Below are 12,133 nucleotides of genomic sequence, written 5' to 3'. Positions count from 1 at the left end.
CATATTGCTCGAAAACGGCGCCCTGAAGGCGTTTTCTGTTCTCAAGCGGTTATGGGGTGCAGCCCTGCTGAATCGGTGCACTATTATGGTGCACTAGCAGAGGGGTGATGTCCAGCTTTGAGGAGTACGGCTAAAGCCCGCTAAAAGTTTTTCGACGGTCTTCGCACATAAACAGTAATGGGGTCTGACTGGGCCAGGGTTTCACCTTCGCTGTCGACGATAGCTACTTGCACCTGATGGGTGCCGCGGGGCACGTTGGTCAGGTTCCACTGTAGTTGGCTTTGTGGTGCACCGTAGGCATCGCCGTCCATGAATAGTTGTAATTGCATGGATGTGTCTGGCGCGGGTGAAACCGTGACGGTAACACTGAAATTGCCCGGCCCGCGCGGAATTACAGCCTCGGGCTCGGGGCTCGAAATGGCCACCTGATAGCTCACCAGGGCGTCGGCAGGTTCCTCCTGGGGACGACTAACTACGGGCGGAGCTGCCACGGTATTGCTAACCGGCACATCTATCTTTTCTGAACCAGGCGCAGGTATGTCGCTGAACGTGACGTTACCGTCTTGATCAACGTGCTTATAGACTTGTGCAGTGGCCAATAGTGGGCTGAGTAATAACAGTAAGAGTAGCAGGCGCGGCATGCTTCAGTTTCTCCATAACAGGTCTGCCACATTACCTCAAAACGACAAAACCCGCCAATCGGCGGGTTTTGCGGCGTACTATTGTGAAGCTTGTTCTAGAACGCTATTTAGAACTACAGAGAGTAATACATATCGAACTCGACCGGATGCGTGGTCATGTTCAGAAGCTCAACTTCGCCACGCTTGAGTTCGATGTAACCATCGATCATGTCGTTGGTGAAGACACCACCAGCCGTCAGGAAGTCGCGATCCGCATCCAGAGCATCCAGCGCCTGTTCCAGGCTGGAACAAACCGTCGGAATAGCCAGGGCTTCCTCTGCGGGCAGGTCGTACAGGTCTTTATCGGCCGCATCGCCAGGGTGGATCTTGTTCTGAATGCCATCGATACCTGCCATCAGCATGGCAGCAAAGCCCAGGTACGGGTTAGACGTGGGATCCGGGAAACGCACTTCGATGCGCTTGCCACGGGGGTTGGGTTCGTAAGGTATGCGTATGGACGCAGACCGGTTACGTGCGGAATAAGCCAGCATGACGGGCGCTTCGAAGCCCGGAACCAGACGCTTGTAGCTGTTAGTGGATGCATTGGTGAAAGCATTCAGGGCCCGTGCGTGCTTGATGATACCGCCGATATAGTACAGTGCAGTTTCAGACAGTCCTGCATAGCTGTCACCCGCAAAGGTGTTTTCACCGTCTTTGGCAATAGATTGGTGCACGTGCATACCACTGCCGTTATCGCCAACCAGTGGCTTGGGCATGAAAGTGGCCGTCTTGCCGTAAGCGTGTGCAACATTGTGTACGCAGTACTTCAGAATCTGTGTTTGGTCGGCTTTTGCGATGAGGGTGTCAAAGCGCACGCCAATCTCACACTGGCCAGCAGTGCCAACCTCGTGGTGATGTACTTCAATATCCAGGCCCATTTGCTCCATCGCAGAGCACATAGCGGCGCGAATATCGTGCAGGCTATCGACCGGAGGAACCGGGAAGTAGCCGCCCTTAACGCCGGGACGGTGGCCAATATTACCATCGTCAAATGACTGGCTAGACGCCCAGGAGGCTTCTTCAGAATTAATGGAGTAGCCGGCGCCGGAGATATCCGCATGCCATTTCACGTCATCAAAGACGAAAAACTCAGGCTCGTTACCGAAAAACGCAGTATCACCGATACCGGTAGACGTCAGGTATTCCTCAGCACGACGAGCAACTGAACGCGGATCGCGCTCGTAGCCCTGCATGGTGGTAGGCTCGACGACATCGCAGCGTACGATAATAGTGGGATCGTCGGTAAAGGGGTCAAGCACAGAGGCGCTGTCGTCGGGCATCAAGATCATGTCGGACTCGTTAATACCCTTCCAACCTGAGATGGAGGACCCGTCAAACATTTTACCCGCCTCAAAAAAGTCTTCGCTGACTTCTTTGCTAGGAATGGTTACGTGCTGCTCTTTGCCGCTAGTATCGGTAAAGCGAAGGTCTACCCAGCGCACTTCATTTTCTTTTATCAAGCCCAGAGTTTTCTCTGACATTGTAAATCCTCCATCGGATGTAATCGTACTGGTCTGGCCAGTGGTCAGTTATTGAGTAGCGGACTGCCGACGCCTGCGGGCACGAAAGTCATGATCTAGAAGCCCAGAGGGCTCCCCATCTTTAGCAAAACCTGTGCCAATAAAGCTCTGAAGCTAAGTCTTTGTTCTGATTAGCGTTAAAGCCGGGCAAAGCGAGTCGAATCGCTCAAGTGCCCTTTTTTGGTGCAGATGTGCTCTTTTTTGATGCACTGCTATGGGTGGGCGCCAGAAAATAAGCCCTTAAAGCAGAGGGGGTGTTATGGCCGCTATCACCTATATTGTCAAGTATTTGGCTGAAATCACCGTCGTGATCAGTTTCCTTTAGGCATACAGAGGATGAGTAGTGCGCGTGCCCTTATGGTTGCGGTCGGCGACGGACAAGGTGTTTCCGCATTGGAAAACTGACAGTTACAGGCCCTATTGTGCGGTAATTACATGTGGTCTGTTTACCGGGGCGGCTTTACTGTACAATGCGCGCCCTTTGGCCACCCATCAACCCGTGTCACTGGGCTCGGTCGACCCTCTTCGGATAAGGTCACCTGGTCCCAATATTGACGCGAACGGATAACACACTGTCATGATTGAAAATCTCCGCAATATCGCGATTATTGCCCACGTAGACCATGGCAAGACCACCTTGGTCGACTGCCTGCTGCAACAATCGGGCACCCTTGAGCGGCGCGACAGCTCTACCGAACGGGTTATGGACTCCAATGATCAGGAGCGTGAGCGCGGCATTACCATTTTAGCCAAGAATACGGCCATTACCTGGGGCGACTATCGCATCAACATCGTCGATACCCCCGGACACGCTGATTTTGGCGGTGAAGTAGAGCGTGTCCTGTCGATGGTGGACAGCGTGCTGCTGCTAGTCGACGCCGTCGACGGTCCGATGCCGCAGACTCGGTTTGTCACCTCTAAGGCGTTTGAGCAGGGCTTGAACCCGATTGTCGTCGTCAATAAAGTCGACCGTCCTGGTGCCCGGCCTGACTGGGTTGTGGATCAGGTGTTTGACCTGTTTGACAAGCTGGGAGCGACCGATGAGCAGTTGGACTTCCCTATTATTTTTGCCTCAGCCCTTGAGGGGATTTCCGGGCTAGACCATGAAGAGATGGCGAACGACATGACGCCGCTGTTTGAATCGGTGATAGAAAAGGTCCCCGCACCTGATGTGAACCGCGATGGCCCCCTGCAAATGCAGATTTCGGCACTCGACTATTCTAGCTATGTGGGTGTTATTGGGGTTGGTCGCATTACTCGCGGTACCCTGTCTCCCAACACTCAGGTCACCGTGGTGGGTCGTGATGGCGCCACGCGCAATGGTCGCGTGCTGCAAGTCATGGGTTACATGGGGCTGGAGCGGGTTGACGTGACTGGCGCTGAGGCCGGCGATATCGTTTGTATAACCGGCATTGATGCATTGAATATTTCCGACACGCTGTGTGATCCGGCTCATGTTGAGGCACTGCCTGAGCTGAGCGTTGATGAGCCCACTGTGAGTATGACGTTCCAGGTTAACGACTCTCCGTTTTCAGGCAAGGAAGGTAAATACGTCACCTCACGTAATATCCGTGAACGGTTGGAGCGCGAACTCATTCACAATGTGGCACTGCGCGTTGAATCGGGTGACTCCCCTGATAAGTTTCTGGTGTCGGGCCGTGGTGAACTGCACTTGTCGGTATTGATAGAAAATATGCGACGTGAGGGTTTTGAGCTGGGGGTATCACGGGCTGAGGTTATTCAGCGCGTGGTCGATGGCAAGGTAGAGGAGCCCTATGAGCAGCTACTGGTAGATTGCGAAGAGAAACACCAGGGCGCATTGATGGAAGAACTGGGCCGGCGTCGTGCTGAGATCAAGAATATGGTGCCCGATGGTATGGGTCGGGTACGCATGGAGTTTATTATTCCGGCGCGCGGGTTGATCGGTTTTCGGTCACTGTTCCTGACACTTTCTTCAGGCAGCGGTATTCTCACCCACGTTTTCGATCACTATGGTCCGGTAAAAAATGCCGATCCCATCAAGCGCACCAACGGTGTACTGGTGTCGCTGGTTAAGGGTAAAAGCCTGGGTTACTCGCTGTTCAACCTGCAGGAACGGGGTCGTTTGTTCATTGAACCCAATCTGGATGTGTATGAAGGGCAGATTATTGGTCAGCACAGCCGCGGCAACGACCTCACGGTCAATCCAACCAAGGCCAAGCAGCTTACCAATGTCCGGGCGTCAGGCACTGACGAAAATATCGTATTGACGCCGCCGGTCAGGCATACCCTGGAGCAGGCGCTGGAATATATTGAAGATGACGAGCTGGTGGAAGTGACCCCAGTCAGTATTCGTCTGCGTAAGAAGTTGCTGCTGGAGCATGAACGCCGCAAGGCCGGTCGCCTCTAGGCTGCGCCACTTTATTAAGCTGTAGTAGCCTTCAATAAATGAAAGCATTGCTGCAAAGGGTCAGCCGCGCCAGCGTCGAGGTTGATGCCAAACCAGTCGGCAGTATCGATACCGGTCTATTGGTGCTGCTCGGTCTGGAGCAAGGTGATTCACTGGCCAACGGTAGGCGCCTGCTGGATAAGCTGCTCGACTACCGGGTTTTCCCCGATGCACAAGAGCGCATGAATCTCAGTGTGAGAGATGTCTCTGGCGGTGTGTTGCTGGTGTCGCAGTTCACCCTCGCCGCCTCGACCCGCAAGGGCTTACGGCCCAGCTTCAGTGCGGCTATGCCGCCTGCGGAAGCGGAGGTGCTTTACGTTCAGTTGCTGGACTTACTGCGTGAACTGCACCCTGTGGTCAGCGCCGGTGTTTTCGGCGCTGACATGCAGGTATCACTGACTAACGACGGTCCGGTTACTTTTCTGCTGGAAGTTGCGCCTGACTGAACAGGTAATGCGCCAGTTGGGTGCGCTGCTCGGTCGTTAGCTCATAGCGCGGCATGGGGGGTGTTGGTGCCAGGAAGTAATCTGCCAGTGTCGTCAAGTTATAGCGCTGCGGTACTTGATCAAGCGAAACCGGCGTAGCTACGCTGTCGCTGTGGCAACTGGCGCAGGGCAACGCAGCGTAGAGTGCTGCACCGGCGGCGGCTAGCTGGGGATCGGTAACCACTTTGGTCTGAGCATGAGTAGGAGCCACGGTTAGCGCTGCAGCTACTGCCTGGCTACCTTGGCTGACGCGATAGACAGAGCCTGAATAATCGTCAGAGATAAAGAAACCTCCACGGCCATCGGCGACTATTTCCACCGGCCGACCAATAATGTCGCCGTCTTCCTCAAAGCCCCACAGAAAATCTTCTGAGCTGACTGTGCCGGCAGCGTCCCACTTAAGGGCAACCACTTTGTAGCCGTCCGGCTCACTGCGGTTCCAGGATCCATGCAGGGCTACCAGCGCGCTGCGCTCCCAGCCGGCACTATCGCTGTTAACAAAATGAATGCCTAGCGGGGCATTGTGAGCGGGAAAGTGCAGCACCGGGGGAATGGCGCGTGCCTGCAAATCCAGACGCTCGTGGCCGAAGTCGGGATCCGGATCGTTGTCCCCATTCAGGTATGGCCAGCCGTAAAATCCCCCGTCCTTGACCAAATTGAGTTCGCAGGGAGGGTAGTCATCTCCCAACATATCGCGACCGTTGTCAGTGGCGTACAAGGCGCCATCCCAGGGTGCAAAATCCATCCCCACACTGTTACGTAAGCCGCTGGCAAAAATCTCCCCCTGACCGCCGTCGGCGTCGAAGCGCATTATCGTGGCGCGACGCTGGTCGGCTTCCACGCAAACGTTGCAGGTCGACCCCATGGCCACGTACAGATTTCCCTCAGGACCGAAACGGATGGTTTTAGTCCAGTGGTTGCCGCTATCTCCGAGGTCAGGAATTATCACTTCGTAGTCGCCGCTGACGGTAGTGGTTTCACTGTCAAAGCTGATGCGCCCAATCTGGTTGGACTCTCCGATATATAGATAGCCATTGTGCAGGGCGATACCGTAAGGGCGCGTTAAGCCATCAATTAAAACGCTACTGTTATCAGCCGCAAGATCGTCATTGGTGTCTTCTAGCCGCAGGATACTGCCGCTGCGGGGGCTGGTTATGAGCAGCTGGCCTGATTCCGACATCGCCATGGCGCGGGGGTTCTCCAGGCCGCGGGCGTAGACACTGACGCTAAAGCCGTCGGCTACGCGCAATCGCTCCAGTAACGCATCAGAAGAGGTTTTGGTGCCGCTGCCGGTAGCGACGTTTAGAATCATACTGAGGCTACTGATATGAATGCCGGGAGCAAACAGGATGACACCGACCAGGCCCAGTATGCCAACCGCGAGCAACCCGATCAGGAGTTTAGCGAGTATTTTCATCAGTGAGGTTCGCCTGTTGTAGTGAGCTGCATGTGTATGTGTAAAATGCCGTCTTCCATGTAATGATCCTGTTCCGAAGTGAAACCCAAATGCCGGTAGAACTCTTCCAGATAGGCCTGTGCTCCAATACGAATAGAGTGCCCGGGCCACTGCGCAAAATTGTGCGCGATAGCGCGGCGCATTAGCTCGCCGCCCAGCTGTAAGCGGCGCAGCTGGGCCTGCACCAAAACTCTACCAATGGAACTTTGCTCCCCGGTCAGCCCTGGTGGCAGGCAGCGGGCATAGGCCACCGGCTCATCCTGATTAAGGGCAAACAAGTGGTCGCAGTGCGGGTCCAGGTTGTCGAGATCGGGGTAAGGGCAATTTTGCTCCACTACAAAAATGGCCTGCCGCAGTTGTAGCAACTGATATAGCAGTCTGTTCTCCAGAGCGGAAAACGGCTGACAATGCCAGGTGATAGCGGTCGGGTCCATATCAGTGGTGATGCCCGCCTACGCCATGGGCATGACCATGGCTGACTTCTTCCTCGGACGCGGCGCGAACCTCGACAATTTCTATGTCGAAGCTCAGGCTCTGGCCCGCCAGCGGGTGATTGGAGTCTATATCGGCGCTATGGCGACCGGCTTTGACCACGGTAACGCTGCGGGCGCCCTTGTCGGTATTCAGCTGCACGACCATGCCGGCCTTGAGTTTGCCCTTGAATACCAAGTGTTTGATCGGCACCCGCTGCTGCAAATCTGGCTGGCGGTTTCCGTAGGCGGTAGCTGGCTCGAGGTCGACGCTAAAGGTATCGCCTGCCTCATGACCCACCATAGCCTGTTCCAGCCCCCGAATGATGTTATTAGCACCGTGCAGGTAAGCACTGGGGTCGGCGTCCTGTGAGGTTTCTATCGCCTCGCCGTCAGAGTTTTTTAGGGTGTAGTGGAAGCTCACCACGCAGCGGTCAGAGATTTGCATAGAATATGTGAAAATTACCGAAAAACCGCATGGTACGTGGAATAGTGAAAGGTTGGTAGCACTAGGATTTATTTCCGGCGTGGATATCGCACAGAGGCGATAACTTGCTACTATGTCTGTCAGGGTCCACGTTGCTGGACAGAACACTAATAATAGGTATGAGGGGTTGCCCGATGTTGGCGAACGCTGAACTCGCGCAAGATTTCTTTATTCTCAACCAGCAGTATAAGCGGCTGGTGTCGGGCCTGCTCGACATTCTCGATATTTCGCCTGAGCGGATCACCCTTGATGCGACGGATGATGCGGCATTGTCGGGTATGGACGCGGACAAGATGTATTTTGTTGAGTCCGGCTCGCTGAGTGCACGCTACCGCGCACGGATCGTATACTTGCTAGATGAGGGCGATCTGATTTTGCCTGATGTTGCGGGCACGCATGACCCCGAGGTCTCGGTCACCTATGGCAGTGAAAATGGCGCCAATCTGCTGGGTTATTCTGCGCTCGAGTTTATGCGCAGAATTTTCAACGATCCAGCGGCCACCAAGCTATGGACACGGCTGTTGATCACCCACGCGGGCATGCAGGTGCGTCTGGCGGCGGCACTGACTGAGGAAGACAGCTTTGCGACGCCAGGCTACGAGATATATAACCCGGGCGATGTGATGATCCGCCAGGGTGACAAGGCAGATTACGTGTTCAACCTGGCCGAGGGTACCGCTGAAGTTGTGGTCGACGGAGTCACGGTTGGAGGCATTGAAGAGGGTGAAATATTCGGTGCAATGGCCGTATTGACCAATGCTGATCGTACCGCCACGGTTGTTGCCAAGAGTCGCTGCTCAGTGGTTAAAGTACCCAAAGATCAGTTTGCCGAACTCATCAAGAGCAATCCGGCCACTATCCACGACCTTTTGGTCGATATGGCGAACTCTATCGTCAATTTGAATGAACAACTGGTGGGGCTGCGCGGCAGCTATATGAACTGAGCGCGTTGCGCAATCCCGCCCGGCCTACTGTGACTGCGGTTACGGCAGGTGCGTCTAATTAGTAGCTATTAGTACCTACGAGTCCCGGCATGACAGACACCATAGAAATTGATGATGACGGTATCGAACAGATATCGTTGAAAAGCTATGCAGAGAAGGCGTATCTGGATTATTCCATGTATGTCATTCTGGATCGCGCCCTGCCCAATATAGGCGACGGCTTGAAGCCAGTGCAAAGGCGGATCGTTTACGCCATGAGTGAGTTGGGCCTGAAGGCCTCAGCAAAATTCAAGAAGTCGGCGCGTACCGTCGGCGATGTGATCGGTAAGTTTCATCCCCATGGCGACAGCGCCGCTTATGAAGCTATGGTGCTGATGGCGCAAAATTTCAGCTATCGGTATCCACTGGTAGACGGTCAGGGCAACTGGGGTTCCCCGGATGACCCTAAGTCCTTTGCCGCAATGCGTTATACCGAGTCCCGGCTTACGGCCTATGCTGATGTGCTGTTATCAGAGCTGGGTCAGGGCACCGTTGGCTGGGTGCAGAATTTCGATGGCACCTTAGAGGAGCCCTCAGTACTGCCGGCGCGGGTACCCAATATATTACTGAACGGCACCACCGGCATTGCCGTGGGCATGGCCACAGATATCCCTCCACATAACCTCCGTGAGGTCGTCACTGCTACCATCCGCATGTTGGAGCAGCCGAAGTCCACGGTGCGCGACCTGTGCGAACATGTGATTGCACCAGATTTTCCTACCGATGCTGAGATCATCACGCCGCGAGAAGATATTATCGCGATGTACGAGAGTGGCCGCGGTGGATTGCGCATGCGCGCGGTGTGGGGCGCTGAGTCTGGAGATATTGTGGTAACTGCGTTGCCGCATCAGGTATCGGGATCACGGGTACTGGAGCAGATAGCGGCCCAGATGCAGGCGAAAAAGCTGCCAATGGTTGCTGATTTACGCGATGAATCTGACCATGAAAACCCGACTCGTCTGGTCATTATTCCACGCTCGAACCGCGTCGATCTAGAGTCGCTGATGAGCCACCTGTTTGCCAGCACTGACCTGGAGCGCACCTACCGCGTCAATCTGAATATGATTGGCACTAACGGGCAACCGGGCGTGCGCGGACTGGATCGGATTCTCAAGGAATGGCTAAAATTCCGCACCTCCACCGTGCGCAGGCGCCTTGAATACAGACTTGAAAAGGTAATGCGTCGCCTGCATATACTCGATGGTTATCTGGCAGCGTTCCTGAATATCGATGAAGTTATTCACATTATTCGTACCGAGGACAAGCCCAAGCCAGCGCTGATGGAGAGGTTCCAAATCAGCGATGTGCAAGCGGAAGCTATTCTCGAGTTAAAACTGCGTAATCTGGCCAAGCTTGAAGAAACCCGTATTCGTGGTGAGCAGGACGAACTTGCCGCCGAGCGCGATCAGTTGCAGAAAACACTGGGCTCTGAAGCACGCTTGAAAACCCTGATCAAGAAAGAGTTGATTGCCGTAGCTGACGAGTTTGGTGACGAACGTCGTTCGCCCTTGGCTGAGCGCGAAGAAGCGCGCGCCTTCACTGAGATGGAGCTGTTGACCACTGATCCGATCACGGTGGTGATGTCAGATAAAGGCTGGATTCGAGCGGCCAAAGGGCATGACATTGACCCCGAGGCGCTTAGCTACAAATCGGGTGATAGTTACAAAATGTCGGTGTCGGGTCGCACTAATATGCCGATAGTGATTCTAGACTCAACCGGGCGCGCCTATACCGTGGCGACACATAATCTGCCCTCTGCCCGTGGTCAGGGTGAACCGGTTACCGGCCGCATCAATCCTCCGTCGGGTGCCAGCTTTGAGGGCATCATGACCGGCGTCGATGATACCTTGTATTTGTTGGCCAGTGATGCCGGCTATGGTTTTGTGGCCAAGATTCAAGACCTGCAAACCAAAAACCGGGCGGGTAAGGTGGCTTTGTCTTTGCCCAAGGGAAGCAAGGTGTTGCAGCCGGCTTCGATTACTGACGTCGACACTTCTTATGTGGTGGCGGTGAGCAACGAGGGTCGACTCTTGCTATTTCCGCTGGCGGATTTACCGCAACTGGCCCGCGGCAAGGGTAACAAAATGTTGAGCATACCTGGCGCCAGAGTAGTCGCGCGTGAGGAGTTCCTGTTGTCGGTACAGGTTATGAAAGACGTCGACAGTCTGGTTATCTACGCGGGCAAGCGCCACCTTAATCTGAAGTTTTCAGAGCTGGAGCACTATATGGGCGAACGGGGCCGGCGAGGTAACAAGCTGCCGCGTGGTTTTCAAAAAGTGGATGCAGTGGAAGTACAGCGCAAGCCTGTCGCTGAGAGCTAAGGCTGGTTCCGCTCTAGCTGGCGCAGCAGCAATTGCAGCTGACGTTGCAAACGTTCCAGCACCGGCGCGGAAAATCCGTTGAGATAACCTCCTCCGGAGGTGATTTCCACTTCCACGTTATCGCCAAGGTCCGCGGCGTTAACTGAAGTGTGTACCTGAATTTGATCGCTGCTGTGCGCTGTCATATCAGCCAACTCATCGACCAGATGTTGGTAGTAAAGTCCTGGATAGATGTCGCTGCGACTGCTTGGTCCGGCTTCGCTGCTGGCGCAAGCCATCGACAGCGTTAGTTGCAAATTGGAGCGCGGCTGCAGCGCCTGCGCGAGTTGCTGTACCAGCCAGCCACTGCACAGAGCGCGCAGCATAGGGCCGCCCTCTGCATGTTCACCGCCAAAGCTCATTAACAGTCCAAATTGGCGACTAACATCAAGATCGCCGCCGTAAATCTGGCCCACGCTTTGTAACAAGTGCTGTTGCGCCAGTGTGTGATGATGCAGCGAGGTTTCATCGAGCGTATCGACATAACTCTCCAGACTGTTCAAGCGGATATAGAGCAGCCCAGCGCTATCGAAGTGGGTAGCATCCGGGTCTGGTTCCTGACCTCTGCGCAACAGTTCTATCGGCAGTCGTGCGACACTGAGTTCAAGTTCTGTCAGCTCGTCTATCGGCTCTCCGGTTTCAGGTAGTGCCAGATCGGTCTGTAATTGATCAATCACATTACGCAATCGAGCCACTGGCCTTTGCGCCCATTGTGCGCTCAGAGCGGCGACGAACAGACTCAGCAAAATCGCCAGCAGAACGAGCCCCAGTGCCAGGCTCTTCTGGTCCCGTAGCGCTTGTCCTGGTAGCACCGCCACTCGCAAGGTGCCGGCGAGATCCTTGTCTATCGAGAGTGGCACTTCATAAAAAACCGCGTCGCCGGATTGTCTCACGCCGGCGTTGCCAATCTCGCGGCCCTCGATGTCGTAAACGCTGATCCCAGCCAGATTATTCTGTGTTAAATGACGTTGCAAAACCACTTCCAGCCCGATCAAATTACCTTCCGCCAGTTCGCCGGCGGCGAGGTCGGCCAGCTTTTTCGCTAACTCAGTGGCGTGGCTGGCCTGTTGTTGCTCGACGATATAGCGGCTCGACAGGGTGGCGACCACAGTCAGGCACAGCGCTACCAGCAGGCAGGCGCCGCCGCTGATAACAGCCAGTCTCTGGGTTAGGCCCAGGTTGCCAAAAAGTGTACCCATTTGAGTTAATGTCCAAGTAGTTTGTGCCTTAGGCAACAGGTAGAATAGGCGCTTTCCCCCTGAGA

The 12,133-nt window shown here is 54.8% G+C and carries 10 protein-coding genes; 4 read left to right on the top strand and 6 right to left on the bottom strand.

The window, feature by feature from the left end; genetic code table 11:
- Nucleotides 1-140: 140 nt before the first annotated feature.
- Nucleotides 141-641 carry a DUF4124 domain-containing protein gene (locus EYC98_RS02990; protein ID WP_279243821.1) on the bottom strand — a complete coding sequence of 167 codons (501 nt, stop codon included), beginning with the start codon at nucleotides 639-641 and terminating at the stop codon, nucleotides 141-143.
- 113 nt (nucleotides 642-754) lie between these two features.
- On the bottom strand, nucleotides 755-2,161 hold the full coding sequence (gene glnA / locus EYC98_RS02985) for a glutamate--ammonia ligase (protein WP_279243820.1): 1,407 nt from the start codon (nucleotides 2,159-2,161) through the stop codon (nucleotides 755-757).
- Between the two features lie 616 nt (nucleotides 2,162-2,777).
- On the opposite strand from glnA, the gene typA reads away from it, so the two are divergent.
- On the top strand, nucleotides 2,778-4,589 hold the full coding sequence (typA, locus tag EYC98_RS02980; RefSeq protein WP_279243819.1) for a translational GTPase TypA: 1,812 nt from the start codon (nucleotides 2,778-2,780) through the stop codon (nucleotides 4,587-4,589).
- Nucleotides 4,590-4,627: 38 nt separating this feature from the next.
- Nucleotides 4,628-5,074 carry a D-aminoacyl-tRNA deacylase gene (gene dtd, locus EYC98_RS02975; protein WP_279243818.1) on the top strand — a complete coding sequence of 149 codons (447 nt, stop codon included), beginning with the start codon at nucleotides 4,628-4,630 and terminating at the stop codon, nucleotides 5,072-5,074.
- On the opposite strand, the gene EYC98_RS02970 is transcribed toward dtd, so the two are convergent.
- From EYC98_RS02970 to EYC98_RS02960, 3 genes are read right to left on the bottom strand one after another with little or no spacing between them, the layout of a single operon-like run.
- The gene (locus EYC98_RS02970) at nucleotides 5,043-6,530 is read right to left on the bottom strand and encodes a PQQ-dependent sugar dehydrogenase (RefSeq protein ID WP_279243817.1); all 1,488 of its coding nucleotides are present in this window, start codon (nucleotides 6,528-6,530) and stop codon (nucleotides 5,043-5,045) included. The two genes, dtd and EYC98_RS02970, sit on opposite strands and share 32 nt — an antisense overlap.
- A complete protein-coding gene (locus EYC98_RS02965; RefSeq protein ID WP_279243816.1) occupies nucleotides 6,530-7,003 on the bottom strand; it encodes a GNAT family N-acetyltransferase in 474 nt (157 codons plus the stop codon). The genes EYC98_RS02970 and EYC98_RS02965 overlap by 1 nt, the downstream gene beginning before the upstream one ends.
- Nucleotide 7,004: 1 nt before the next feature.
- Nucleotides 7,005-7,487 carry an FKBP-type peptidyl-prolyl cis-trans isomerase gene (locus EYC98_RS02960; protein ID WP_279243815.1) on the bottom strand — a complete coding sequence of 161 codons (483 nt, stop codon included), beginning with the start codon at nucleotides 7,485-7,487 and terminating at the stop codon, nucleotides 7,005-7,007.
- A 173-nt stretch (nucleotides 7,488-7,660) separates the two neighbouring features.
- On the opposite strand from EYC98_RS02960, the gene EYC98_RS02955 reads away from it, so the two are divergent.
- Together EYC98_RS02955 and parC are read left to right on the top strand one after the other, a co-directional pair.
- On the top strand, nucleotides 7,661-8,470 hold the full coding sequence (locus EYC98_RS02955; protein ID WP_279243814.1) for a cyclic nucleotide-binding domain-containing protein: 810 nt from the start codon (nucleotides 7,661-7,663) through the stop codon (nucleotides 8,468-8,470).
- Nucleotides 8,471-8,559: 89 nt separating this feature from the next.
- Nucleotides 8,560-10,830, top strand: a complete 2,271-nt coding sequence (gene parC, locus EYC98_RS02950; protein ID WP_279243813.1) for a DNA topoisomerase IV subunit A — start codon at nucleotides 8,560-8,562, stop codon at nucleotides 10,828-10,830.
- Here the strand turns inward: parC and EYC98_RS02945 are convergent.
- Complete coding sequence (locus EYC98_RS02945) at nucleotides 10,827-12,068, bottom strand: hypothetical protein (RefSeq protein ID WP_279243812.1); 1,242 nt, start codon at nucleotides 12,066-12,068, stop codon at nucleotides 10,827-10,829. The two genes, parC and EYC98_RS02945, sit on opposite strands and share 4 nt — an antisense overlap.
- Between the last annotated feature and the right edge of the window lie 65 nt (nucleotides 12,069-12,133).

The sequence above is a fragment of the Candidatus Litorirhabdus singularis genome, assembly GCF_026262625.1.
In the GTDB taxonomy this organism is placed as follows: domain Bacteria; phylum Pseudomonadota; class Gammaproteobacteria; order Pseudomonadales; family Halieaceae; genus Litorirhabdus; species Litorirhabdus singularis.
The sequence above is the reverse complement of the archived record's forward strand: the minus strand, read 5'-3'. Positions and strand labels throughout refer to the sequence as shown.